The organism is Streptomyces sennicomposti (genome assembly GCF_019890635.1).
In the GTDB taxonomy this organism is placed as follows: domain Bacteria; phylum Actinomycetota; class Actinomycetes; order Streptomycetales; family Streptomycetaceae; genus Streptomyces; species Streptomyces sennicomposti.
Genome location: NZ_JAIOAB010000019.1, coordinates 1 through 26,077, shown reverse-complemented (window position 1 = coordinate 26,077; position 26,077 = coordinate 1). Strand labels below are relative to the sequence as shown.

18 protein-coding genes are annotated in these 26,077 nt (G+C 74.6%); 13 read left to right on the top strand and 5 right to left on the bottom strand.

Translation table 11 applies throughout. From position 1 onward, the window contains the following. Nucleotides 1-24: 24 nt before the first annotated feature. From K7787_RS13575 to K7787_RS13565, 3 genes are read right to left on the bottom strand one after another with little or no spacing between them, the layout of a single operon-like run. Entirely contained in the window at nucleotides 25-828 is an 804-nt protein-coding gene (locus tag K7787_RS13575) for an ABC transporter ATP-binding protein (protein WP_223001547.1), read from the bottom strand. Then, entirely contained in the window at nucleotides 825-2,144 is a 1,320-nt protein-coding gene (locus tag K7787_RS13570) for a FecCD family ABC transporter permease (protein WP_308036344.1), read from the bottom strand. Before K7787_RS13570 ends, K7787_RS13575 begins: the two co-directional genes overlap by 4 nt. Continuing rightward, complete coding sequence (locus tag K7787_RS13565) at nucleotides 2,141-3,199, bottom strand: FecCD family ABC transporter permease (protein ID WP_164387963.1); 1,059 nt, start codon at nucleotides 3,197-3,199, stop codon at nucleotides 2,141-2,143. The genes K7787_RS13570 and K7787_RS13565 overlap by 4 nt, the downstream gene beginning before the upstream one ends. Before the next feature lie 188 nt (nucleotides 3,200-3,387). Between K7787_RS13565 and K7787_RS13560 the strand changes: the two genes are divergently transcribed. The 7 genes from K7787_RS13560 to K7787_RS13530 are packed head-to-tail and all read left to right on the top strand — an operon-like array spanning nucleotide 3,388 to nucleotide 12,879. Then, on the top strand, nucleotides 3,388-4,371 hold the full coding sequence (locus tag K7787_RS13560) for an ABC transporter substrate-binding protein (protein ID WP_009191251.1): 984 nt from the start codon (nucleotides 3,388-3,390) through the stop codon (nucleotides 4,369-4,371). Then, nucleotides 4,368-5,174 carry a 2,3-dihydro-2,3-dihydroxybenzoate dehydrogenase gene (locus K7787_RS13555; protein WP_164387962.1) on the top strand — a complete coding sequence of 269 codons (807 nt, stop codon included), beginning with the start codon at nucleotides 4,368-4,370 and terminating at the stop codon, nucleotides 5,172-5,174. The genes K7787_RS13560 and K7787_RS13555 overlap by 4 nt, the downstream gene beginning before the upstream one ends. Nucleotides 5,175-5,220: 46 nt before the next feature. After that, nucleotides 5,221-6,435, top strand: a complete 1,215-nt coding sequence (locus tag K7787_RS13550) for an isochorismate synthase (protein ID WP_223001546.1) — start codon at nucleotides 5,221-5,223, stop codon at nucleotides 6,433-6,435. Then, a complete protein-coding gene (locus K7787_RS13545) occupies nucleotides 6,432-8,069 on the top strand; it encodes a (2,3-dihydroxybenzoyl)adenylate synthase (RefSeq protein ID WP_223001545.1) in 1,638 nt (545 codons plus the stop codon). Before K7787_RS13550 ends, K7787_RS13545 begins: the two co-directional genes overlap by 4 nt. A 15-nt stretch (nucleotides 8,070-8,084) precedes the next feature. Further along, on the top strand, nucleotides 8,085-8,717 hold the full coding sequence (locus K7787_RS13540) for an isochorismatase family protein (protein WP_009191247.1): 633 nt from the start codon (nucleotides 8,085-8,087) through the stop codon (nucleotides 8,715-8,717). A gap of 5 nt (nucleotides 8,718-8,722) precedes the next feature. Continuing rightward, nucleotides 8,723-8,950 (top strand): phosphopantetheine-binding protein, encoded by a 228-nt coding sequence (locus K7787_RS13535; RefSeq protein ID WP_043261439.1) that lies wholly within the window; start codon nucleotides 8,723-8,725, stop codon nucleotides 8,948-8,950. Continuing rightward, complete coding sequence (locus tag K7787_RS13530; RefSeq protein WP_223001544.1) at nucleotides 8,947-12,879, top strand: non-ribosomal peptide synthetase; 3,933 nt, start codon at nucleotides 8,947-8,949, stop codon at nucleotides 12,877-12,879. Before K7787_RS13535 ends, K7787_RS13530 begins: the two co-directional genes overlap by 4 nt. 872 nt (nucleotides 12,880-13,751) lie before the next feature. Here the strand turns inward: K7787_RS13530 and fes are convergent. Beyond that, entirely contained in the window at nucleotides 13,752-15,020 is a 1,269-nt protein-coding gene (gene fes, locus K7787_RS13525; protein WP_223001543.1) for an enterochelin esterase, read from the bottom strand. A 265-nt stretch (nucleotides 15,021-15,285) separates the two neighbouring features. On the opposite strand from fes, the gene K7787_RS13520 reads away from it, so the two are divergent. From K7787_RS13520 to K7787_RS13510, 3 genes are all read left to right on the top strand, one after another. Further along, complete coding sequence (locus K7787_RS13520) at nucleotides 15,286-17,178, top strand: hypothetical protein (protein ID WP_223001542.1); 1,893 nt, start codon at nucleotides 15,286-15,288, stop codon at nucleotides 17,176-17,178. 224 nt (nucleotides 17,179-17,402) lie between these two features. Next, nucleotides 17,403-18,479, top strand: coding sequence for a YVTN family beta-propeller repeat protein (locus K7787_RS13515; protein ID WP_009191242.1), 1,077 nt, complete (start codon nucleotides 17,403-17,405; stop codon nucleotides 18,477-18,479). A gap of 285 nt (nucleotides 18,480-18,764) precedes the next feature. Continuing rightward, nucleotides 18,765-21,104 carry a glycosyl hydrolase family 18 protein gene (locus tag K7787_RS13510; RefSeq protein WP_247720853.1) on the top strand — a complete coding sequence of 780 codons (2,340 nt, stop codon included), beginning with the start codon at nucleotides 18,765-18,767 and terminating at the stop codon, nucleotides 21,102-21,104. 180 nt (nucleotides 21,105-21,284) lie between these two features. On the opposite strand, the gene hemE is transcribed toward K7787_RS13510, so the two are convergent. Further along, nucleotides 21,285-22,355, bottom strand: a complete 1,071-nt coding sequence (gene hemE / locus K7787_RS13505) for a uroporphyrinogen decarboxylase (RefSeq protein WP_223001541.1) — start codon at nucleotides 22,353-22,355, stop codon at nucleotides 21,285-21,287. Between the two features lie 126 nt (nucleotides 22,356-22,481). Between hemE and K7787_RS13500 the strand changes: the two genes are divergently transcribed. From K7787_RS13500 to K7787_RS13490, 3 genes are all read left to right on the top strand, one after another. Next, complete coding sequence (locus K7787_RS13500; protein ID WP_009191239.1) at nucleotides 22,482-23,156, top strand: DUF3000 domain-containing protein; 675 nt, start codon at nucleotides 22,482-22,484, stop codon at nucleotides 23,154-23,156. Between the two features lie 480 nt (nucleotides 23,157-23,636). After that, complete coding sequence (locus tag K7787_RS13495; RefSeq protein ID WP_019981737.1) at nucleotides 23,637-24,293, top strand: response regulator transcription factor; 657 nt, start codon at nucleotides 23,637-23,639, stop codon at nucleotides 24,291-24,293. Between the two features lie 326 nt (nucleotides 24,294-24,619). Then, a complete protein-coding gene (locus tag K7787_RS13490) occupies nucleotides 24,620-25,915 on the top strand; it encodes a ribonuclease D (RefSeq protein WP_223001540.1) in 1,296 nt (431 codons plus the stop codon). Nucleotides 25,916-26,077 lie beyond the last annotated feature (162 nt).

The window sequence follows — 26,077 nt, the reverse complement described above, 5'->3', positions numbered from 1 at the left end:
CGTACGGAGGGGGGCGCGGGGGCGTCAGCCGTGTGCCCGGGGGACGACGACCGGGCAGGCGTCGCCGGGGGCGCGCAGGATGTCGGCCTCCAGGTCGTAGAGTTCCTTGACGAGCGCCTCGTCCACGATCTCCTTCGGCGGCCCCTGGGCGACGACGCGGCCGTCCTTCATGGCGATCAGGGTGTCGGCGTAGCGGGCGGCGGAGGCCAGGTCGTGCAGCACCATGATCACCGTACGGCCGGAGGCCGCGACCTCGCGTACGAGTTCCAGCACGTCGACCACGTGGCCGAGGTCGAGGGCGCTGGTGGGTTCGTCGAGCAGGACCACGGGGGTGTGCTGGGCGAGCACCATGGCGAGCCAGCAGCGCTGGCGCTGGCCGCCGGAGAGCCGGTCCAGCCGCTCGCCGGCGAGTTCGGTGGTGCCGGTGGCCGCCAGGGCGTCGCGTACGGCGCGTTCGTCCTCGCGGGACCACTGGCGCAGCAGGCCCTGGTGCGGGTGGCGGCCGTAGCGGACCAGTCCGGCGACGGTGACGGCCTCCGGCGCGCGCGGCGACTGCGGCAACAGGGCGACGCGGTGCGCTACTTGACGTTGTGTCAGCTTCCAGATGTCGGCGCCGTCCGCCAGTACGGCGCCCGCCGTGGGGCGGTGCAGCCGGGCGATGGCGCGCAACAGGGTCGACTTTCCGCAGCCGTTGGGTCCGACGATCGCGGCCACGTGCCCGGCTGGGACGGTCAGCTCGACGTCCTGGACGACTGGCCGGCCGGGGTAACCGGCGTGCAGGCCGCGCACCTGGAGGCCGGGGTGGGCGTCGGTCATGGGAGTGGTCATGCCTTTCCGGTGGTGGAGTCCGTGCGGAAGAGGACCCAGAGGAGGAAGGGGCCGCCGAGGACGCTGGTGACGACGCCGACGGGGAGTTCGACGGGGGCGACGACCCGGCCGAGGGCGTCGGCGGCGGTGATCAGCGCGGCGCCGGTGAGCGCGGAGCCGAGCACCGGCACCCGGGTGGGTCCGCTCAGCCGGCCGGCGATGATCGGGGCGGCGAGGGCGACGAACGCGATGGGGCCGCCGACGCCGACGGCCACGCCGGCCAGGGCGACGGCCAGCGCGAGCGCGGCGGCGCGCAGCCGGCGCAGGTCCACGCCGAGGCAGGCCGCCGTGTCGTCGTCGAAGCGCAGGAGCTGGAGGCGGTGGCCGACGGCGAGGGCGAGCGGCAGCAGGAGGAGCAGCACGATCAGCAGGGGCGTTCCCACGTGCCAGTCGCGGCCGTTGAGGCTGCCGACGGCCCAGAGGAACACGCCGCCCGCGGTGTTGTCGTTCTCGCGGGACATGATGAGGTCGCCCACGGCGCCGATGAAGGTGGAGACGCCGATGCCGACGACGAGGACGCGGTAGCCGGCGCTGCCCGCGCCGCCCGCGCACAGCACCACCAGGACCGCGGCGGCGACGGCGCCGAGCGGGCCGAGCCACCAGTCGCCGATCATGCCGGTCGAGGAACCGGCGGCGGTGGCCACCACGGCGGCGGTGGCGCCCTCGTTGACGCCGATCAGGTCGGGGGTGGCCAGGCGGTTGCCGGCCAGGGTCTGGGTGAGGCAGCCCGCGATGCCGAGGGCCGCGCCGACCATGATGCCGACGAACACGCGCGGCAGCCGGAAGTCCCGCACGATCATGACGGTGCCGGGGTCGCCCGTCCCGAGCAGCCCGGAGAGGGTGTCGCGCGGGCTCATCCCCGTCGAACTCGCCATCACCGCGAGCGCGACGAGCAGCATGAGCAACGGCGCCAGCAGCGCGGCGACGAGCGCGCTGCGCCGCGGGAAGAGCCAGGAGAAGGTCCCGCCGCGCAGGACGAGACTGTCCTCGGGCACGAGGGAGTTCGCGGAGGCGGGAGCGTCCTCGAAAACGGGAGCGCCTTCGAGAACGGGAGCGTCCTCGGGCACGGAGACGTCCTTCGGAGCGGGGACGTCCTCCGGAGCGGACGTCCTCTTCGTGCTGACCGCGGCCGGCGCACCCGCCGCCGAGGGCGGCCCGGCGGTCCCGGCGGCCGTCGCCGGCCGCCCGGCCGCCACGGCCCCGCCGCCCTGTTCCTCGGTGTCGCCGCGGTGCGGCACGTGCGGAGTGGGCGAAGCAGGCGGGGTCGGCGGGGTCATGAGGTGGCTCCGGCGGTGGAGAGGCGGGAGGAGCGGGCAATCCAGACGAGGAGGGGGCCGCCGACGAAGGCGAGCAGGACGCTCACCGGGGCCTCCCAGGGCCGGATGACGACCCGGGCGAGGAGGTCCGCGACGATCATCACGTCCGCGGCGATCAGCGCCGACAGGACGAGCTGCCCGGACATGCTCGCGCCGACCACCGCGCGGGCGGCGTACGGGGCGAGCAGGCCGAGGAAGGCGATGGGGCCGGCGACGGCGACCGCGCAGCCGGCCAGCAGCGAGACGGCGCCGGCGACCACCAGGCGGACCCGGCCGGGGTGGTGGCCCAGCGAGCGGGCGCTGTCGTCGCCGAGGCCGAGCGCGGCCAGCGGTCGGGCGCAGCCGAGCGCGACGGCGAGGCCGACGGCCACCAGCGGCAGCAGTGGGAGGAGTTCGGAGGTGCGCACGCCGGCGAGCGAGCCGATCGTCCAGTAGCGGTAGACGTCGAAGGTGGACTGGGTGCCGAGCAGGACGTAGGAGGTCATGCCGTGGAAGGTGGCGCCTAGCGCCGACCCGGCCAGCACCAGCCTGAGCGGCGACCCGGCGGCGCGTCCGCTCGCCGCCAGCAGCAGGACGACGGCGCTCGCGGCCATGCCGCCGCCGAGCGCCCACACCAGCAGCGCGGTCGGCGAGGAGGCGTCGAAGAAGGTGAGCCCCACCACGACGGCGAACGCGGCGCCGGAGTTCACGCCGAGCAGCCCGGTCTCGGCGAGCGGGTTGCGGGTGGCCGCCTGGAGCAGGCAGCCCGCGGTGCCGAGGCAGAGGCCGACCATGACGGCGGCCAGGGTGCGCGGCAGCCGTACGTCCACGACGGCCAGGCGCAGTTGGGGATCGGCGCGGGCGGAGGGGTCGCCGGTCAGGTAGTCCCAGGCGCGGGCCGGCGAGCTGCTGCCGGTGCCGATCAGCAGTGAGAGCAGACACAGGACCAGCAGCGCGACGAGGAGGGCCGCGGTGGCCGGAACCGCGGTGCGGCCACGGGCCGGTGGACCCGTGGGCCGTCCGGTTCCGGACTTCATGAGCGACGACCCCCTCGAAATGAGCATATGGTTAGCCTAACCTAAGTGCCGTTCCGTCAGGCGGCGGGCGGTCCGTGCATCCGTGTCTGCGGGTGCCGGTCCTTCCGCATGCCTGAACGGGGCCCGGCGCACCGGACCGTGACCCGCCCCCGCGGGCCACGACAGTCGAGCAACGGAGATTTCAGGCCATGATGGCGCCCCGCCTTTCCACCCCCGCCACCCGCCGCACCGCGGCCGCGGCCCTGGCCGTCGCGTGCGGTCTCGTCCTGAGCGCCTGCGGCTCCTCGGACGGCGACTCCTCCTCGGGCGGGTCCGCGGGCAAGGGCGGCACGACGACGGTCACCGACGCGACCGGCGCGAAAGTGAAGGTGCCCGCCGCTCCCCGACGGGTCCTCGCGCTCAGCGAGATGGACCTGGACTCCGCGCTCGCCCTCGGCGTCAAGCCGGTCGGCCTGACCGCCGGGCGGGGGCAGAAGGGCGCCCCCGAATACCTGAGCGCGCAGGCGAAGGGCATACCCGTGGTCGGCGCGGTGACCGGCCCGGACATCGAGAAGGTCGTCCAGGCCAAGCCCGACGTCATCCTCGCCGGGCAGCTCGCCGACGAACAGGTGCTGGCGCAGCTGCGGAAGATCGCGCCCACGCTGGTCACCATCGACGACAGCAAGAGCTGGAAGAAGTCCCTGGAGCTGACCGGGCAGGCGCTCGGCAAGGCCAACGAGGCGAAGAAGTTCCTCGCGGACTACGACGCCAAGGCCGCCGCGCTGAAGAAGGACCTCGGCGCGCAGGCCGGCGCGACCGTGTCCGTCGCCCGCTACTCCGCCAAGGGCACCGCCGTGATGCAGCAGGGCGTGTTCATCAGCGACGTGCTGAACGACCTCGGTTTCAAGCGGCCCGGCATCCAGAACCAGAAGGGCGAGGGCCACTCGACGCCGATCAGCGACGAGAACCTGAAGGAGATCGACGGCGACTGGCTGTTCATCGGCACGCTGTCGTCCACCGGTTCGGACGCGGGCCTGCTCGACCAGCTCGCCAAGAAGCCCGCCTACCAGCAGCTCGACGCCGTCCGCGAGAAGCACGCCACGGTCATCGACGGCTCCAAGTGGACCAGCCTGGGCGGCGCGAAGGCCGCCGTCTCGGTGCTGGACGACATCCGGAAGGCCATGGTCAAGTGAGCGCCGGACTGGGCACGGAACAGGAACTCGCGGGCCGTGTCGCCCTGGTGACGGGCGCAGGCCGGGGCATCGGCGCGGCCGTCGTCGAGGCGCTCGCCGAGCGCGGCGCGCGCGTGCTGGCCACCGACCTCGCCGTCCCCGGACCGGAGGCGCTCGCGAAGCGGTTCGGCGACCGGGTCGCCGCCCGCACGCTGGACGTCACCGACGCGGACGCGGTGGAGGCGGTGGTCGCCGAGGCCGAGGACGCGCTCGGCCCCCTCGACATCGCCGTCAACGTCGCCGGGATCCTGCGCGGCGCGCCCGTGGTGGACCTCACCGACGCCGACTGGGCGGCCGTGTTCGCGGTCAACACGAACGGCGTCTTCCACGTCTCGCGGGCCGTCGCCCGCCGGATGACCGCCCGGGGCCGCGGCAGCATCGTCACGGTCGCCTCCAACGCGGCGGGCGTCCCCCGCAGCGGCATGGCCGCCTACGCCGCCTCCAAGGCCGCCGCCGTGATGTTCACCAAGTGCCTGGGTCTGGAGGTCGCCGCGCACGGCGTGCGCTGCAACACCGTCTCCCCCGGTTCCACCCTCACCGAGATGCAGCGCGCCATGTGGGAGGCCTCACCCGGCGGCGCCGAGAGCGGCCGGCGCGCCGTCATCGAGGGCGACCCGGCCACGTACCGCACCGGCATCCCGCTCGGCCGCATCGCCGAGCCGTCGGACATCGCCGAGGCGGTCGCCTTCCTCGTCTCCGACCGCGCCCGCCACATCACCCTGCACGACCTGTACGTGGACGGCGGCGCGACCCTGCGCGCCTGACCCCGCCGCCCCCCGCAGTCCCGGCTTCCCCCACCCTGGAGTCCCGATGACCGCCCCCGTGAGCGAACCCGGCCTCGCCGCCGGGTCCACCGCACCCGCCGACCACGCCCCCGGCGCCGCCGTCGCCCTGCTGGACGACTACCGGGCCGGCGCCGACCGCTTCCTCGCCACTCCCCGGCGCACCCTGCTCACCCACGGCACCGCCGCGGAAGTCCCGCACGACGAACGCCCCTTGACGCGGCGGGTGAACGAGCTGCTGACCGGGCTGCGCCGACCCGGCCGCCCCGTGCCGCTGGTGCTCGGCGCGGTGCCGTTCGCCCCGGACGCCCCCGCCTCCCTCGCCGTCCCCGCCACCGTGCGCGGCGCGGCCCCGCTGGCCGAGGACCCGCTGGTCGCGCTGCCCGCCCAGGAGGCGGCGGACGGCGCCGGCTGGCAGGTGCGCGAGTGGCCCGCGCCCGAGGCGTACGGGGCCGCGGTGGCCGCCGCGGTGGCCCGGATGCGGGCCGGCGAGTTCGACAAGGTGGTCCTCGCCCGGACCCTGGAGCTGACCGCGCCGACGGACCCGGACCTGCCGGCGATGCTGAACCGGCTGGCCCGCCGCGACCCGTCCGGCTACACCTTCGCGGTGCCCTCCGGCCCCGGCCGCACCCTGATCGGCGCCAGCCCCGAACTCCTCGTCGCCCGGCGGGGCAACCGGCTCACGGCCAACCCGCTGGCCGGGTCCGCGCCGCGCAGCGCCGACCTGGCCGAGGACGTGCGGCGCGCGGTGGCGCTGCTGGAGTCGCCCAAGGACCTGCACGAGCACGCGGTCGTGGTGGACGCCGTACGGCGGGCGCTGGCCCCGCTGTGCGGGCGTCTTCAGGTGCCCGAGCGGCCCACGCTGGTGCGCACCGCCACCATGTGGCACCTGTCCACCACGGTCGTCGGCGAGATCGCCGGACCCGAGGTCACCGCGCTCGACCTGGCCTGCGCGCTGCACCCGACCCCGGCCGTGTGCGGCACGCCGACGGACGTGGCGCGCGCCGTCATCGCCGAGTCGGAGCCCTTCGACCGGGGCGCCTACACCGGCATGGTCGGCTGGCAGGACGCCGACGGCGACGGCGAGTGGGTGGTCACCATCCGCTGCGCCGAGGCGGAGGGCCGCACGCTGCGGCTGTTCGCGGGCGCGGGCGTGGTCGCGCAGTCCTCGCCGGAGGCCGAGACCGCCGAGACCGCCGCCAAGTTCCGTACCTTCCTGGACGCCGTGGGAGCCGCGCTGTGACCGCCGACGCTCTGACCCCGGGCGTGGACGCGCCCACCTGGCCCGAGGAGTTCGCCGAGCGCTACCGCGCGGCCGGCCACTGGCGCGGCGAGACGTTCGGCGGGATGCTGCGCGAGCGCGCCGCCGCGCATCCCGACCGGATCGCGCTCGTCGACCCGGCCCCCGAGCGCCGCACCTGGACCTACCGGGAGCTGGACGAGGCGGCCGACCGGCTGGCCGCCGGGTTCACGGCGCGCGGCATCGGCCGCGGCGACCGGGTGGTCGTCCAGCTGCCGAACGTCGGCGAGTTCGTGGAGGTCGTCTTCGCGCTGTTCCGGATCGGCGCGCTGCCGGTGTACGCGCTGCCCGCGCACCGGGACACCGAGATCGGCCACTTCTGCGCCTTCTCCGAGGCCGTCGCCTATGTCGTCCCCGACGTGCTCGGCGGGTACGACCACCGGGAGCTGGCCGCCCGCGTCCAGGAGAGCACGCCGAGCCTGAAGCACGTGTTCGTGGCCGGCGACCCGGGCGCCCACACCGCGCTGGCGGAGGTGCCGTGCGAGCCGGCCGGCCCGTTCGCGGGGCCGGCCCCGCACGAGCTGGCGTTCCTCCAGCTGTCGGGCGGGACGACCGGGGTGTCCAAGCTGATCCCGCGCACCCACGACGACTACCTCTACTCGCTGCGCGGCTCCAACGAGATCTGCGGCGTGGACGCGGACACCCGCTTCCTCGTCGTGCTGCCGGCCGCGCACAACTTCCCGATGAGCTCGCCCGGTTGGCTGGGCGTGCTGTACGCGGGCGGTACGGCCGTGCTGTGCCCCAAGCCCGATCCGGCGACCGCGTTCGAGCTGATCGAGCGGGAGCGGATCACCATGACCGGGCTGGTGCCGCCGCTCGCCCTGGTGTGGACGGACGCCGCGGCGGGCACCGCGCACGACCTGTCCAGCCTGGAGCTGGTGCTGGTGGGCGGCGCCAAGTACAGCGAGCAGGCCGCGCGCCGCCTGGAGCCCGCCCTCGGCTGCCGGCTCATGCAGGTGTTCGGGATGGCCGAGGGCCTGGTCAACTACACGCGCCTGGACGACGATCCGGAGACGGTCGTCACCACGCAGGGCCGGCCCATCTCGCCCGACGACGAGATACGTATCGTGGACGACGCCGACCGGGAGGTGCCGGAGGGCGAGTTCGGGCATCTGCTCACCCGCGGCCCGTACACCATCCGCGGCTACTGGCGGGCGCCCGAGCACAACCGGACGGCTTTCACCGAGGACGGCTTCTACCGCACCGGCGACATCGTGCGGCGCACCCCGAGCGGTCACCTCGTCGTGGAGGGCCGGGCCAAGGACCAGATCAACCGGGGCGGCGAGAAGGTCGCCGCCGAGGAGATCGAGAACATCATCCTCGCCCACCCCTCCGTGCACGACGTATCCCTGGTCGCGGTGCCCGACGAGTACCTGGGCGAGCGCACCCTCGCCTATGTGATCCTGCGCGAGGGCGCCGAACCGCTCCGGCCCGTCGCCGTGAAGCGGTTCGTCCGCGACCGCGGCGTCGCCGCCTACAAGGTTCCCGACCTGGTCGAGTTCGTCGACGCCTTCCCGCAGACCGGCATCGGCAAGATCAGCAAGAAGCAGCTGCGTTCGTCCGCCGAGCAGCGCTGAAAGGCCCCCCACACCATGGCACTTCCCAAGATCCCCGCCTATCCCCTGCCCGCCCCGGCCGAACTGCCCGCGAACCGGGTGTCCTGGACCGTGGACCCGGCGCGCGCCGTGCTGCTGGTGCACGACCTCCAGCAGCACTTCCTGTCCGCCTTCCCGGCCGGGCAGGAGCCGCTGACCGGCATGCTCGGCAACACCGCCCGGCTGCTGAAGGAGGCCCGCCGGCTCGGCGTGCCGGTCGTGTACTCCGCGCAGCGCGGCGGGCAGACGCCTCAGCAGCGGGGCCTCCAGCTGGACTTCTGGGGTCCCGGCGTCGCCGACGACCCCGAGGTGCTGGCCGTGCCCGGGGCCGTCGCGCCCGAGCCGGGCGACCTCACGCTCACCAAGTGGAAGTACAGCGCGTTCGCCCGCACCGATCTGGAGGAGCGGATGCGGGCCTGGGGCCGCGACCAGCTGGCGATCGTCGGCGTGTACGCGCACATCGGCGTCATGATGACGGCCGCCGACGCGTGGTCGCGGGACATCCAGGCGTTCGTCGTCGCCGACGCCGTCGCCGACTTCTCCCGCGAGGACCACGACATGGCCCTGCGCTGGGCCGCCGGCCGCTGCGCGGTCGTCACCACCACCGACGCGCTCTTCGAGGAGGTGTGAGCGGCATGGCCCTCACTTTGGAACAGATCCGTGCCGACGTCGCCGACTGCCTCGGCGAGGACCCGGCCGACATACCCGCCGACGAGAACCTGGTCGACTACGGCCTGGACTCGGTGCGCGTCATGGCGCTGCTGGAGCGCTGGCGGCGCGAGCACGCCGTCACCGCGGACTTCGCCGATCTCGCCGAGCAGCCCACCGTCGAGGCGTGGGCGGCCCTGCTGGGGAACTCATGACGGCCGTGCTCACCGACGGCCACGGCCCGGCGGACACGGCCGCGCGCGAGGTCGAACTCCCGCTCACCGCGGCTCAGTCGGGCATGTGGTACGCGCAGGCCCTCGACCCGCTCAGCCCCGCGCAGAACACGGCGGAGTGCCTGGAGATCGACGGCCCGCTGGACCCGGCCGTGTTCGCGAAGGCGCTGCGGCAGGTCGTCGCGGAGAGCGACGCGCTGCGCGTCCGCGTCGAGGACGGCCCCGACGGACCGCGCCAGTACGTCCGGTCGCACGTCGAACTCCCGCTGACCGTAAGGGACGTGCGCGAGGCGCGCGATCCGGAGGGGCAGGCGCTGGCCTGGATGCGCACCGACCTGGCCGAGCCGTTCGACCTGGCGGCCGGGCCGCTGTTCGCCCACGCCCTGTTCCGCGTCGGCGACGAACGCTGGCTGTGGTACCAGCGCATCCACCACCTCGTCATGGACGGCTACGGCTACTCGCTGCTGGTGCGCCGCACCGCCGAGGTGCACACCGCGCTCGCCCGCGGCGAGCGGCCGCCGGCCTGCCGGTTCGGGCGCCTGACCGACCTGGTCGAGGACGACGCGGCGTACCGCGCCTCCGGGCGGTGCGCGGCCGACCGCGCCCACTGGGCGGCGGCGTTCGCCGACCGCCCGGAGGCGCCGCGCCTGGCCGGCCGGGGCGCGCTGCCCTCGCGCACGTTCCGCCGCCGCAGCGCCCGGCTGTCGCCCGAGGCCACCGAGCGGCTGCGCGAACTGGCGGCGGGGCTGCGCGCCACCTGGCCGGACGTCCTGGTCGCCGCGCAGGCGCTGTACGTGTCGCGGGCCACCGGCCGGGCGGACGTGGTGCTGGGGATGCCGATGATGTGCCGGATGGGCAGCGTCGCGCTGCGCGTGCCGGGCATGGTGATGAACGTGCTGCCGCTGCGGCTCGCCGTCACCCCCGAGGCCACCTTCGCCGACCTGGTGCGGCAGGTGGTGCTGAGCATCCGCGAGGTGCGCCGCCACCAGCGCTACCGCTACGAGGACATCCGCCGCGACCTCGGTCTGCTCGGCGAACAGCGCGCCTTGGTCGGCCCGTTGGTCAACGTGATGCCGTTCGACTACGGCGTCGACTTCGCGGGCTCGCCCGCCCGCGCCCGCAACCTGTCCGCCGGACCGGTCGAGGACCTGACGGTCAACATCTACGACCGCGCCGACGGCCGGGGCCTGGCCGTCGACCACGACGGCAACCCGGCGCTCTACGACGACGATGCGCTCGCCGCCCACCAGGAGCGGTTCCTGCACCTGCTCGACCGGATCGCCGCCGCCGACCCGCACCGGCCCACCGGCGACCTGGACATCGCCACCCCGCAGGAACTCGCCCTGGTGCTGGAGGAGTTCAACCGCACCGAGCGGCCGGTGCCGCCGACCACGCTGATCGGCCCGATCGAGGCGCAGGCGGCCCGCACCCCCGGCGCGACCGCGCTGGTGTTCGGCGACACCCGGCTCACCTACGCACAGCTCGACGAGCGCGCCAACCGGCTGGCCCACCACCTCCAGTCCCTCGGCGCGCGGCCCGGCGCGGTCGTCGCGGTCTCCGTGCCGCGCTCGGCGGAGCTGATCGTCGCCCTGCTCGCGGTCCTCAAGGCGGGCGCCGCCTATCTGCCGCTGGACCCGGACTATCCGGCGCAGCGGCTGGCGTACATGCTGGCGGACGCGGCCCCGGTCTGCGCGATCACCGACCGCGCCGACCGCCTCCCGCAGGACACCGGGGTGCCGCTGGTGGCCCTGGACACGCTGGACGTGTCTGGGCGGCCGTGGGTGAACCCGCCGCGCGCCCTGACCCCCGCCCACCCGGCCTACGTGATCTACACCTCCGGTTCCACCGGCCGCCCCAAGGGCGTCGTCGTGCCGCACTCGGCGATCGACAACCGGCTGCGCTGGATGCAGCACGCCTACGGGCTGACCGGCGAGGACCGGGTGCTGCAGAAGACGCCGTCGTCGTTCGACGTGTCGGTGTGGGAGTTCTTCTGGCCGCTGCGCGAGGGCGCGACGCTGGTCGTCGCCGAACCGGGAGTGCACAAGGACCCGGCGCAGCTGGCCCGGCTGATCCACGAACAGGCCGTCACCACCTGCCACTTCGTGCCGTCCATGCTCCAGGTGTTCCTCGCCGAGCCGGCCGCCGCCCACTGCGCCGGAGTGCTGCGCCGGGTGTTCTGCAGCGGCGAGGCGCTGCCCCGCGAGAGCGCCCACGTCTTCGCGCGCACCCTGCCCGGCGTCGAGCTGCACAACCTGTACGGCCCGACCGAGGCCGCCGTCGACGTGACGTACCACGCCTGCGACCCGGCGGACTCGGGCCCGGTGCCGATCGGCCGGCCGGTGTGGAACACCCGCCTGTACGTCCTGGACGCCGCCCGGCGGCCCTGCCCGCCCGGAGTGCCCGGCGAACTGTTCCTCGCCGGACGGCAGTTGGCCGACGGCTATCTGCACCGCCCGGAGCTGACGGCGGAGCGGTTCGTCCTCGACCCGTTCGGCCCGCCGGGCAGCCGGATGTACCGCACCGGCGATGTGGCCCGGTGGACCGGGCAGGGCGAGGTCGAGTATCTCGGCCGCACCGACCACCAGGTCAAACTGCGCGGCCAGCGCATCGAACTCGGCGAGATCGAGGCGGCGCTCACCGCGCAGGACGGCGTGGACGGCGCGTGCGCGCTGGTGCGCGAGGACCGGCCCGGCGAGCAACTCCTCGTCGGCTACGTCACCGGCGACGCCGACCCGGCCGCCGTACGGGCCGGTGTGGCGCGCGAACTGCCCGAGCACATGGTGCCGTCGGCCGTCGTCGCGCTGGAGGCGTTCCCGCTGAGCCCCAGCGGCAAGCTGGAACGGCGCGAGCTTCCGCCGCCCGTGTTCGCCGGGTCAGGGCAGGGCCGGGAACCCGCCGACGCCCGTGAGGCGGCGCTGACCCGGATCTTCGCCGACGTGCTCGGCGTCGACCGGGTCGGCCCCGACGACACCTTCTTCGACCTGGGCGGCACCTCGCTGCTCGCGGTGCGGCTGGTGGCGCGGGTGCGGGAGGAGTTCGGCGCCGAGCTGACGATCGGCTCGCTGTTCGAGGCGCCCACCCCGGCCGCGCTCGCCGCCCGGCTGGGCGCCGCCGCGCCGGCCGCCGGGGACGCCCTCGGCGTGGTGCTGACGCTGCGCGGCGGCGGCGAGCGGACCCCGCTGTTCGCGATCCACCCGGCCGGCGGCCTCGCCTGGTGCTACGCCGGGCTGTCCGCACGGCTCGGTCCCGACCAGCCCCTGTACGGCATCCAGGCCCGCGGCCTGGCCGACGACGAGCCGCTGCCGCGCACCCTCCAGGAGGAGGCGGAGGACTACGCGGCACGCATCCGCGAGATCCAACCGCACGGCCCCTACCGGCTGTTGGGCTGGTCGGTGGGCGGCATCCTCGCCCACACGGTGGCCGTGCTGCTGCGGGAGGCCGGTGAACGGGTCGATCTGCTGGCGCTGCTGGACGCCTTCCCGGCCGAGCAGTGGCGCGAGCGGCCGGCGCCCGAGGAGGGCGACGCGCTGACCGCGGTGCTGCGGATGGCCGGCTTCGAGCGGGCGGGCGAACGCACCCGCGAGGACGTCCTGGCCACCCTGCGCCGGGCCGGCAGCCCGCTGGCCGGCCTCGGCGACCGCACCCTGGCGCGGATCGTGGACATCGTGCCGAACCACGCGCGGATGATGCGCGAGCACCGGCACCGGCGCTTCGACGGCGACGTGCTGTTCTTCACGGCCGCCGCGCCGCGCGCCGAGGACTGGCTGACCCGCGAGGCCTGGCGCCCGCACGTCGCCGGGAGCATCGACAACCACGACCTGGACTGCACCCACCCGCAACTCCTGCGCGAGGCCCACCTGGACACGATCACGTCGGTCCTGTCGGCCCGGCTGAAGGAACTGGACGGGTGAGGGACGGGTGAGGAGGGACGGCCCCGGCGAACGGCCCCGGCGGACGGCCCCGACGTGACGGGGCCGTCCGCCGGGGCCGTCGCGGTGGCGGGGGGAATCATCGCGGTGTCCGAGGGCTGTCGCGGTGGTCGTGAGCCGTCGCGGTGACCGAGGGCCTACGCTCCGGACGCGGTGACCGAGGGCCGACGCTCCGGACGCGGTGACCGGGAGGCGACGCTCGGACGCGGTGACGGGCCCGCCGGGGCTCCGGACGTGGTCCGGGTCGCCGACGGGAGGCCCGCCGCCCGATCCGGCGGACGGGCGACACGTGCGGCCGGTACGGCTGCTTCGGCAGAGCACGGCACCGCCGCCGTGTGCCGCCGCCCGCTCGGGCGGCACACGGCGGCGGCCCTCGCCGCTCTCCGGTGGGAGCCTCCTGGAGGTGGCGCCCCGCCGGACCACACGGCGGCCTGCGCCGCGCGGAACCGGGCCGACGGCACCGGACCGGCTGCCCCGGGCAGGAAGGACGGCGGGGGCCGGACCCATCGCCCGGTTCGCCTTCGAGCAGGCTGACCGGGCAGGAAGGACGGCGGGGCGGTCGGTCCGACCCGGCCGTCCCAGACCGTCCCAGCCGCCCGGGCTGCCCCAGCGGCCCCGACAGCCCCGGCAGCAGCCCCGGCAGCCGACCGTGCCGACCAGGCCGCCCGGCCCGGGACCCGGCGGCATCGGGGCCGGACCGGAACGGGAGTTCGGGCAGCTCCAGGACCGGCCGGGCGGGAACGAGGTCGGCCGAGCGGCAACGGGCGGTCCAGGCGGGGTCGGACGGAGGCCGAGCGGAGGCCGGGGCGGCTCCGCGGCCGCGGAGCGGGCCGGGTGGGACCGGCGACGACGGCTCAGCCGTCGCCCAGCAACCCCACCAGGCCGTCGGCGAGTTCCGTGCGCCAGCACAGGTAGTCGTGGCCGCCGTTGAACTCGCGGTACACCACGTCGTCGTAGCCCGCCGCGGTGAGGGTGTCGCGCAGGCGGCGGGCGGCCGGCAGGGCCACCCACTCCTGTTCGCCGAAGGAGAGCCAGAACCGCACCGGCAGCCGCCCCGCGGCGGCCAGTTCGGCGGTCAGCCACTCCGCCCCGGGGCCGTTGGGCCACCAGAACGAGCCCGACTGGACCAGCGCGTTGCCGAAGCGGTGCGGGCTGTGCGCGGCGGCGTAGGCGGCGGTGAGGCCGCCGAGGCTCTGCCCGGCGACGACCGTGCGCGCCGGGTCCTCGGTGAGCGGCAGCGCGCCCGCCGCCCAGGGCAGCAACTCCCGTTCCAGGAAGCTCACGAACTCCGGCCGGCAGGTCAACTGCGCCCAGCGCGTGCCCGCGTCCACGGACTCCGGGAGCACTGCGGCGAGGGGCGGTACGCGGCCGTCCGCGATGAGGTTGTCCAGCAGACGGGCGAGACCGAGCCGCGGCTGCCAGTGCTCGCCGTCCAGGAGCACCAGCACCGGGAGTCCCCCGGCGGCGGCCCGCCCCGCGTGCTCGGCGGCGGGCTCGTAGAGCCATACGCGCCTGCTGTCCCCGAGGAGTTCGCTCGCCACCACGTGTTCGGTCACCGTGCCCCGCGGCACCTCCGGGCGCGGCTCCCAGTCCACCGCGCGCGGCGCGTCGGGGAGTTCGGCGTAGCCGACCGGCTGCCCGCCCCAGCGTCTCGGCAGGGTGCGGGAGTTGTACGGGTCGGTGCGGACCTGTCCGCGCAGCCACGGCCAGTAGCCCGGCTCGCCCGGCGCGGGTCCGTCGCCCTCGTCCACGTAGAGGTCGTACGTGCCGCGCCAGTCCGCGCGCAGCCGCAGCGTCCAGTGCCACACGTCGGTTCCGGCCACGTGCCGCATGAGGTTGCCCTCGGGGGCGCGCGGGTCGCCGAGCTTGTTGGGCAGCACCTGCACCGCCCGGGTCGCGGGTGTGCCGCGCCACAGGAAGGTGACCGCCCGGTGATCGGCGCCGCCCAGCGGGTCCGGGGAGACCAGGGGGGTGCCGCGGCGGTGCACGTCCGCCCAGAAGTCCGCCAGGCCGTCAGGTCGGGGCAGGGCGAAGGGCGGTGCGTCGAGCAGCGGCAGCGCGTCGGGGCGGGCCAGACGGGGCGGGTGCTGCGGGTCGCCCTCGGGCGGCGCGGTCAGGGACATGGCGGGCGGCTCCGGTGCACGGGACACTGCGGTGATCGACTTAGGTGTACCTTACCTTGGCGGCGCCGCGCCGGACCGGCCGCCATAAGGCCCGGGAATCGGGACAGGGGCCGCACAGGAGGCGATCCCTCCCGGTGACCGAAAATTGAGGTTAGGCTAACCTAAGTCTCGCTCGCGGGCCCGGCGTCTCCGGTGCCCCCGCGCGTCCCGCGCACGCTTCGCGTATCGCGCCCCGCCTCACTTCTGCCCGCCAGGAGCAACGAACATGACCTCCGGAAGACCCACCCGCACCCCGTCGCCCGCCTCCCGGGGCAGCCGCCGGGCCGCCCGCACCGCGGCCCTGACGGCCGGCGCGGCCCTCGGACTCGGCGCGCTCGCCGCGCCGTTCGCCACCGCGCACGCGGGCTCGACGGCCGCCCCCGGCACCGTGGCGCTCGCTGCCGACGCCACCGCGCCCACCGTCTCCCTGGACGCGCGCTCGGTGGCGCCGGGCGGTCAAGTGTCCTTCTCCGTCTCGGGCTTCCCGGCCGGCGCCACGCTCAGCGTCAAGCTGGACGACAAGACGCTGCTCAAGCAGTTCCCCCTCGGCGACGACGGCAGCGTGGCCGGCTCGGTGACGATCCCGGCGGAGACCGCGCCCGGCGCGGGGCACTGGCTGCGGTTCCTCGCCCCGCAGACCAGCGTGCGCAGCGACGACCTGACGGTCACGGACCCGTCGACCCCCACGCCGACCCCGACCCCCACCCCGACGCCCAAGCCGACCCCCACCCCGACGCCGACCCCGACGCCGAGCACCCCGGCCGCCGAGCCGAAGGTGCGGCTGACCGGCGGCGACCGCGTCGCGGCGGGCGGCAAGGTCTCCTTCGCGCTCAGCGGCTTCGTCAAGGGCCAGACGGTCACCGTCAAGCTCGACGACGAGACGATCATCGGCCAGTGGCAGAAGGCGGTCGGCGCCGACGGCACGTTCTCCGGCTCGGTCACCGTCCCCAAGGGCACCTCGGCCGGCGGCCACTGGCTGCGTTTCCTGGCTCCCGACCCGCCCACCAGCCTGCGCGCCGACATCACGGTGACCTCCGCCGGCGGCGGTGGCACGGGCGGTTCCGGAGGCGGCGGTTCGACCGGCGGAGGCGGCTCCACGGGCGGCAGCGGCGGCGGTTCCACCGGCGGCTCCGGCACCGGCGGCACGGACACGGGCGGCACGGGCAGCACAGGCACCGGCACCGGCGGCTCCGGTTCGGGCGGCGGAGGCGGCAGCACCAGCGGCGCCTCGGCCACGATCACCGCCGGCTCCAGCGTGGCGGCGGGCGGCAAGGTGAGTTTCCGCGTCACCGGCTTCCCGGCCGGCCAGCAGCTGACCGTGAAGCTGGACGACAGCAAGATCATCGGTCAGTGGCCGGACGGCATCGGCGCGGACGGCACCCTCTCCGGGAGCGTGACCATCCCGCAGGACGCCACCAAGGGTGCGCACTGGCTGCGCTTCCTGGCCCCCAACCCGCCCACCAGCCTGCGCGCCGACTTCACCGTCACCTCCGGCGCGGACCCGGCGTCGGCCGCCACGGCCGGCGGTTCGGGTACGGGCGGTTCCGCCACGGCCGGCGGCGCTGCGGGCGGTGGCGCCGGCGACGGTGCGACGCCGATTCCGGCCGCCTCCGGAGCACCGGCCGCCGCCTCCAACTCCCGTGGCGCGAAAGCGCAGATCACGGCCAGCCAGGTGCAGCCGGGCGGCAAGCTCCACTTCGAGGTGGAGAAGTTCCCGGCGGGCCAGACCGTCACCATCAAGCTGGACGACGACGCCATCCTCGGCCAGTGGAAGGCCGACGCGACCGGCGCGTACGAGGGGGACGTGACCATACCGGCCGACACCTCCGTCGGCGCGCACTGGCTGCGCTTCCTCGCGCCGAACCCGCCCACCACGCTGAAGGTGGACTTCAAGGTGACGCAGCCGGGCGTCACGGCGGCCGGCGCGGCCGACCCGGCCGCGGGCGCCGGTGCGGCGACCCCCGCCACGGCCCCGGTGGCCTCGGTGCGCTCCGAGGTCTCCTACGCCACCATCGCGTGGTCCGCCGCGGCCGCCGCGGTGGGCGGCGCCGCCGGCGCCGCGGCCACCACGGTGTTCGTCGTACGCCGCCGTCCGGCGCGGCCGGCCGAGGGCGCCTGACCCGACCCGCTCCCACCGGAGGGGTGTTCCGCTCGACACGTGTGAGCGGGCACCCCTCCGCGGCATGCCCATAACCGACGTCACGTCAGCTCACCGGCCACAGAGGGGAGTTGTGACCACCGACACACCTCCCGCGGTCAAAAGTTAGGTAAGCCTAAGCTAAGTTGATTGTCGTCCCCCTCCCCCTGGTGGGGAGGTCCTGACCCCAAGGAGATCGACGCAGCATGTCCGCAGCCACCCGCCAGGTCCGCCGAGTCCGCCGTATCAGCGCCATCGCCGTGGCCCTCGCCTCGGGCAGCGTGCTCGCGCTCACCGGCACCGCCTCCGCGCACACCGGCCACCCGCAGAAGCCCGCCCCCACCTCGACCGTCACCTCGGCGCCGCTCGCCAAGGGCCTCTACCAGTCGGCGTACTCCGAGCGGAACCACGTGCTGTGGGCGACCACCGCTGTGGGCCGCCCGCCGGTGTCCTCCTCGGCGCTGCTCAAGGTGGACCCGAAGACCCTGGCGGTGAAGGCGACGTACACGCCGCCGGTCACCGACGCGGCCACCGGCGCCGTCGAGGCGGTCTACGGCGTGGCCGTGGACGACGAGCACAACACCGTCTGGACGACGAACACCCGCGACAACTCCGTCGCCGTCTACGACCAGCGCACCGGCAAGCACCTGGCGACCCTGCCGAACGTCGCCCACGCCCGCGAGGTCGTCGTGGACGAGCGCCACAACCTGGCCTGGGCCAGCGGCTTCGGCGACGGCAGCGTGGTCGCCTTCGACACCCGCACCTTCAAGGAGAAGAAGCGCGTCACCGTCGAGGGCGCCGGCCCGGCCGGCCTCGCCGTCAACGAGCGCACCGGCACGGTGTACGCGGCCGACCTCAACGGCGACCGGCTGATCGCGGTCTCCCCGTTCGCCAAGGACCCGGTGTTCATCCCGGCCGGCGACGGCCCGATCTCGGTGGCCCTGTCCGCCGACGGCCGCACCGCCTACGCCGCCGACCAGGCCGCGGGCGCCGTCTCCGTGGTCGACCTGCGCAAGAAGTCCGTCGCCAAGACCATCCCGACGGGCGCGGGCGCGCTGTCCGTGGCCGCCGACGCGCGCACCGGCCGCGTCCTCGTGGTCAACCGCACGGACGCCGACGTGTCGGTGGTCGACCCGCGCAAGGGCGTCGTCGTGGAGACGCTGGCCACCGGCGCCAACCCGAACCACATCACCGTGGACGAGGGCACGGCCTACGTCGTGGACAAGTCCGGCGCCGGCCCGGAGGGCCAGGACCAGGCGTACCGCATCCGTATCGCGCGCTGAGCCACAGCAGCGCAGAACCGCAGGGGCCGACACCCCGCACGGCCGAACCGGAGCCCGGCTTCCCCCTTCAGGGAGCCGGGCTCCGCGCATGAGCGACGTCAACTCCCCCCGTCGTACGGCCACTTTCGGCCATTCGGTGGTCTCGACCAATCGGCTCACGGAACCCGTTGACGCATTGGTCCAGACCTTCTACGTTGTGGGCGCTCCGCCAGACAGACCCAGACGGACACCGCGCACGCACGGTTCACCTCACCCCTGTACCACCCCACGACGACAGGGAGAGCCATGTTCCACCGGCGCAGACCACTACCCGCGACGGCGCTCGGACGCCCGCGCACCACGTCGCTCGGACGCCCGCGCACCACATTCCTCACCGCCCTCGGCACCGCACTGCTGCTGCCGCTCGCGCTGCTCACCGCCCTCGCCGCGCCCGCCCACGCGGCCGGAACCCTGACGGCGACCTTCACCACCCAGGACAACGGCTCCTGGTGGAAGGGCACATACGTCGTCCACAACTCCGGTGCGGCCGCCGTCAGCGGCTGGAGCCTGGAGTTCGACCTCCCGGCCGGGGTCTCGGTGACCGGCCACTACAACGGCGACGCGACCGTCTCCGGGCGGCACGTCACCGTGAAGAACGCCTTCTACAACGCGAACGTCCCGGCCGGCGGCAGCACCGAGCCGTACAGCTACTGGTTCATCGCCAACGGACCGATCGGCGCCCCGACGGGCTGCACCGTCAACGGCGACAAGTGCGACGGCACCCCCGACGTCCCGCCGACCGCGCCCGGCACGCCGAAGGCGACCGCGGTCACCGCGCACTCGGTCGCCCTGAACTGGACGGCGGCGCAGGGCGGCGACCACGACGTCGCCTCCTACGAAGTCCTCAGCGGCACCACCGTCGTGGCCACCGCGACCGGCACCTCGGCCACCGTCAACGGCCTCACCCCGGCGACGAGTTACACGTTCACCGTGCGCGCGAAGGACACCCGCGGGAACACCGGGCCGGCGAGCGCCCCGCTCACCGTGAAAACCGTGGACCCGGCGACCGACCCGACGCCGCCGACCGCGCCCGGCAATCCGCGTGTCACCGGCAAGACGTCCTCCAGCGTCGGCCTGGCCTGGGACAAGTCCACCGACAACGTGGCCGTGGCCGCCTACGACGTCTACCGCGGAACCACGCTGGTCAGGACGGTCGGCGCGGACACCACGGCGGCCACCGTCGACGGCCTCTCCCCCGCCACCGCCTACACCTTCACCGTCAAGGCCCGCGACACCGCCGACAACTCCTCGGCGGCCTCCGACGCGGTGACCGCCACCACCGACGACGTGGCCGGGGCGGGCAAGCAGCTCAAGGTGGGCTACTTCGCGCAGTGGGGCATCTACGGCCGCCAGTACTTCGTGAAGAACCTCGACACCTCGGGCGCCGCGGCCAAGCTCGACGTGGTCAACTACGCCTTCGAGAACCTCGATCCGACCAACCTCACCTGCCAGGCCGGGGTGACCAAGGGCGTCTCCGCCAACCCGCAGGACCCCGACGAGGGCACCGGCGCGGGCGACGCGGACGCCGACTACGCGCGCCCCATGTCGGCCGACCAGTCGGTGGACGGCGTCGCCGACGACGGCTGGGGCAAACTGCGCGGCAACCTCAACCAGTTGAAGAAGCTCAAGGCCAAGTACCCCAAGCTGAAGGTCGTGGTGTCGCTCGGCGGCTGGACGTACTCGAAGTTCTTCTCGGACGCCGCCGCCACCCAGGCCTCGCGGGAGAAGTTCGTCAAGTCCTGCGTCGACGTGTGGATCAAGGGAGATCTGCCCGTCTACAACGGCGCGGGCGGCCCCGGCACGGCCGCCGGCATCTTCGACGGCATCGACATCGACTGGGAGTGGCCCGGCTCCGAAGGCCACCCGGGCAACCACTACGGCGCCCAGGACAAGGCCAACCTGACCGCGCTGCTGGCCGAGTTCCGCAAGCAGCTCGACGCGCTCGGCGGCGAACACCGGCTGCTGACCGCGTTCACCCCGGCCGACCCGGCGAAGATCTCCGCCGGCTGGGACCTCGGCCGCATCTTCGACTCGCTCGACTACGCGAACGTACAGGGCTACGACTTCCACGGCGCCGGCAGCGACAACTCGTGGGAGCCCGGCCGCACCGGCCACGGCTCCAACCTGTACGCCGACGCGCAGGACCCGTACCCCTTCCACTTCAGCATCGAGGACGCGATCAAGGTGTATCTCGACGCCGGGGTCAACCCCCGCAAGCTGACGGTGGGTTTCCCGTTCTACGGGCGCGGCTGGCAGGGTGTGGCCGACGGCGGGGCGGCCGGTGAGTGGCAGGCCGCGAACGGCGCGGCGCCCGGCCAGTTCGACACCGAGGCCGGGGTGCGCGGCTACAACAACCTGATCACCAGCTTCCCGTCGATGACCGTCCGCCACGACGAGCAGTCCGTCTCGACGTACGGCTACACCGGTCCGGGCGGCCAGTGGTGGACGTTCGACGACGCCTGGTCGATCGGGAAGAAGACGGCCTGGATCAAGTCCAAGGGGCTGCTGGGCGGCTTCGTCTGGGAGATGTCCGGCGACACCCCGAGCGGTCAGCTGATGACCGCGCTGAACGACGGGCTGAAGTGACCCGGCGACGGCGCCGGACGGCGCGTACGGCGGTCTTCGCACCCCGTACGGCGGTCCCGGCGCCGCGCACGGCAGCGCCCGCGGCGTGAACGGCTCCCGGGCGGGCGGTCGGCGGACCGCCCGCCCGGGTCACACGTGTGGGTCCGGCGCGCCTCAGCGGGCGGTGTGCTCGTGCGCGCCTCAGCGGGCGGTGTGCTCGTGCACGTACGCCACGAGGCGGGTGAGCGCGTCCGGGTCGGTGGCCGGCATCACGCCGTGGCCGAGGTTGAACACATGGCCCTCCAGACCGGCGGCGGCCTCCAGCACCTCGCGGGTCTTGGCCTCGACGGCCTCGCGGGAGGCGAACAGCACGGTCGGGTCCAGGTTGCCCTGGAGCGCCTTGCCGGGGCCGACGCGGCGCACGGCCTCGTCCAGCGGCACCCGCCAGTCCACGCCGACGACGTCCGCGCCGGCCTCGCCCATCAGGCTGAGCAGCTCGCCGGTGCCGACGCCGAAGTGGATGCGGGGCACGCCGTAGCCGGCGACGGCCTCGAAGACCTTCGCGGAGGCGGGCAGCACCGAGCGGCGGTAGTCGGCGGGGGCGAGGGCGCCGGCCCAGGAGTCGAAGAGCTGCACGGCGCTCGCGCCGGCCTCGATCTGCACCTTCAGGAAGCCGGCCGTGATCGCGGCGAGCCGGTCCAGCAGGTCGGCCCACAGCTGCGGGTCGCCGTACATCATCGCCTTGGCGTTCTCGTACGTCCGCGACGGGCCGCCCTCCACGAGGTAGCTCGCCAGGGTGAAGGGGGCGCCGGCGAAGCCGATCAGCGGGGTGGCGCCGAGTTCGGCCGTGAGCAGGCCGATCGCCTCGGTGACGTAGGGGACGTCCTCGGGGGTGAGGTCGCGCAGCCGGGCCAGGTCCTCGCGGGTGCGGAAGGGGCGCTCGACGACGGGGCCGACGCCGGGCTTGATGTCCAGCTCGACGCCGATGGCCTTCAGCGGCACGACGATGTCGCTGAAGTAGATCGCCGCGTCCACGTCGTGCCGGCGGACCGGCTGGAGGGTGATCTCGGCGGCCAGCTCGGGGCGCGCGCAGGACTCCAGCATGCCGATGCCCTCGCGCACCTTGCGGTACTCCGGCAGCGAGCGGCCGGCCTGCCGCATGAACCACACGGGGGTGTGCGGCACGGGCTCACGCCGGCACGCCTTGAGGAAGGCGGAGTCGTAGGTGGCGGTCGGCGGCTGGTGGCCGGCATGCGTCTCGTTGGCACTCACGGTGGCAAGTCTCCCACGACCGCGGGGGCGCGACGGCAGCGGTGTCGGGCCCCCGGGGCGGCGTCGGCGGGCACGGCGGGGTGTCTTGCCCTGCACGAAGGCGTCGTTCCCCTTAATCTTCCCGGCATGGCTGCGGCTCAGGGACGACTGTCGGACGGCGCTGGCGGAATGGACGACGCGAAGGAGGGGGACGCGCATGCGAACAGGGCGGACGAGGCCCCGTTGCCCTTCCGGGCGGCCGTGGAGGCGCTGAGGGCCGCGCGGCTGCGGCCGCAGGTGGAGATCGAGCCGGTGCCGCCGCCCAAGCGGCTCGCGCCGTTCGCGTACGCGCTGGAGGCCGCCGTCGTGGACGGCGAGCAGGACCTCGCGGACGGCAGGCTGGTGCTGCTGCACGACCCGGCCGGGCACGACGCCTGGCGGGGCACGTTCCGGCTGGTCACCCTGGTGCGCGCGGAGCTGGAGCCGGAGATGGCCGCCGATCCGCTGCTGCCGGAGGTGTGCTGGTCCTGGCTGACCGGGGCGCTGCAGGCGCGCGGGCTGACGTACGGCGAGCCGAGCGGCACCGTGACGCGGGCGAGCTCGCACTACTTCGGCGGGCTCGCGGCGCGGCCGGCGGCCTCGCAGATCGAGATCCGCGCCTCCTGGACGCCGCGCGAGGGGCTCGGCGGGGTGCCGGACGCCGGGGCGCACCTGGCCGCCTGGTCGGATCTGCTCGCCCAGGTCGCCGGTCTGCCGCCGGCCGGGCCGGGCGACGCCTCGGTGGTGACGCTGCCGCAGCGGCGCGGTCCCCAGTCGCGCTGAGCGCGGCGCAGGCTCCTTCCTTCACGCACTCACGCACTCGCGTACTCACGCACTTACGTACTCACGCACTCGGCCCGGACGGGATCTTCCGTCCGGGCCGAGTGCTGTCTCCGGCCGCCCGGAAGTCGCTGTCGCCCGCCGCCGGGAGCCGCTGTCGCCTGCCGCCGGGAGGCGCTTCGGGGACGACCGCGCGGTACCGCCCGGCACGGCCGTGCGGGTCTTACCCGTTCCTTGCCGTCACTTTGTCGATACGACCACTTTCGGACATGTAGCGACCCCGAACGGCCCTGAGTGAACCGATTCGACCTTCGGATGATCGACAGTGTGTCCGAATTGCTCGCATTGTTACTCACCAGATCGTGATCATTCTCTAAAGGACAACAGGTTTGGTGCCGAAAACGACTGTGACCTTGCAAGCACGGTTCGTACCGGCTTGACCCCCCACAAGCCGGCCCCGTCCCCCACCCCCCAGGAGGCCTGGTGTCCGTTCTCCTCGAGCAGCCCGCAAGCCTGGTCGCCTACCGCCCGAACAAGCCGACCGCCATGGTCGTCGTGGCGGACCCGCGCGTCCGGTCCACCGTCACCCGTCATCTGTGGGCGCTCGGAGTCCGTGACGTCATCGAGGCGTCGTCCGTCGCGGAGGCCCGCCCCCGCATCGGCAACCCGCGCGACATCTGCGTCGCCGACGTTCATCTGCCCGACGGTTCCGGGCTGACCCTGCTGTCCGAGACCCGCGCCGCCGGCTGGCCCAACGGGCTGGCCCTGTCCGCCGCCGACGACATCGGCGCCGTGCGCAACGCCCTCGCGGGCGGTGTGAAGGGCTACGTCGTCACCGGCACCCGCACCAACGTCGGGCTCCCCGCCCGCCCGGGCGCCGCCCCCATCGGCGCCGCCCGTCTGCACCGCCGCCCCCCGGGTGCCCCGAGCCACCCGGGCGGCTACCGCGAGCTGTCCGGCCGTGAGGTCGAGGTGCTGCGGCTGGTCGCCGAAGGCCAGTCGAACAAGGCGATCGGCGTCTCGATGGGACTGTCGGCGCTGACCGTCAAGAGCCACCTCGCCCGGATCGCCCGCAAGCTCGGCACCGGGGACCGCGCGGGAATGGTCGCCGTCGCCCTGCGCACCGGCATCATCCACTGATCTCCGATCCCCTCCCCCCACCCGATTGCCGGTACCGGCGCCGGCGCTCTCGCCGCCCCCTCCCCACCGCGGCGCGAACGCTCCTCCGACGCCCCGCCGCCCGCTCCACGACCCGTCCGCCCGCCGTCCGTCATCCGTTCGCCACACGTCCGACGCCCTGCCCGACCGCCTTGCCGCGCACTGTCCCCATGAGGCGCCGGCCCCGTCTTTCCAGTCCCGGCCGTGAACCGGACGCATCAACGACCTGACCGGTTTACGACCCCCCGGCGCCCGTCGACGGAACGTTCCGTCGGCGGGCGCCGTCCATCCACGGATACCCTTGACAGGTGACCGACGCCCAAGAAACCGCAGCAGACAGCTCACTGCGAACCACCGGAGGCGCCCCTCCGGACGACGGCGGAACTTCTGACACGGGGGCGCCGATTCCGCTGCTCGAACCGCGCGAGGGCATTCCGCCCGTGATCGCCGACGCCGACGCGCTCGACCGGGCCGTCGCGGCGTTCGCCGCCGGCTCGGGTCCCGTCGCCGTGGACGCCGAGCGCGCCTCCGGCTACCGCTACGGCCAGCGCGCCTATCTGGTGCAGCTGCGCCGCGAGGGCGCGGGGACGGCGCTGATAGACCCCGTCGCCTGTCCCGACCTCTCCGCCCTCGGCGAGGCGCTGTCCGGCGCCGAGTGGGTGCTGCACGCCGCCACTCAGGACCTGCCGTGCCTGCGCGAGATAGGCATGGTGCCCACCAGCCTGTTCGACACCGAGCTGGCCGGCCGGCTGGCCGGGTTCCCCCGGGTCGGACTCGGCGCGATGGTCGAGAACGTCCTCGGCTTCGTCCTGGAGAAGGGCCACTCCGCCGTCGACTGGTCCACCCGGCCGCTGCCCGAGCCCTGGCTGCGCTACGCCGCCCTCGACGTGGAACTCCTCGTCGACCTGCGCGACGCGCTGGAGAAGGAGCTGGACCGGCAGGGCAAGCTGGAGTGGGCCCTGCAGGAGTTCCACGCCATCGCGTCCGCGCCGCCGCCCGAGCCGCGCAAGGAGCCGTGGCGGCGTACGTCCGGCATGCACAAGGTGCGGCGCCGGCGGCAGCTGGCCGTCGTACGGGAGCTGTGGCAGCTGCGGGACCGGATCGCGCAGCGGCGGGACGTGTCGCCGGGCAAGGTGCTCTCGGACGCGGCCATCGTGGAGGCCGCCCTCGCCCTGCCGCCCAACGTGCACGCGCTCGCCGCGCTGAACGGCTTCGGGCACCGGGTCGGCCGCCGCCAGCTGGAGCAGTGGCAGGCGGCGGTGGACCGGGCCCGTGCGCTGCCCGAGTCGGGGCTGCCGCAGCCGGGTCAGCCGGTGACCGGTCCCCCGCCGCCGCGGGCGTGGGCGGACAAGGACCCGGCCGCCGCGGCCCGGCTCTCCGCGGCCCGCGCGGCCGTCACGGCGCTGGCCGAGCGGCTGAACATGCCCCAGGAGAACCTCGTCTCCCCGGACACCGTCCGCCGCCTGTGCTGGGAGCCCCCGAAGCCGGCGGACGCGGACTCGGTCGCCGCGGCCCTGGCCGCGCTGGGCGCCCGCCCGTGGCAGATCAACCAGGTGACGCCGCCCCTGGTCACGGCCCTGACAGGCGAGCCGACGGACGCGTAGCGCCCCACCGTGGGCCCGGGGGCCTCCGCCCCCTGCGCCTGAGGTACGGGCGCATCGCCCCCCCCCCCCCCGCCCCCGTGCGGAACGGGGCCCGCCCCCAAGCCCCGCCCCCCCCCCCCCGCGGCGCCCCCCCCCCCCCCCCCACCCCCAGCCCCCCCCCCC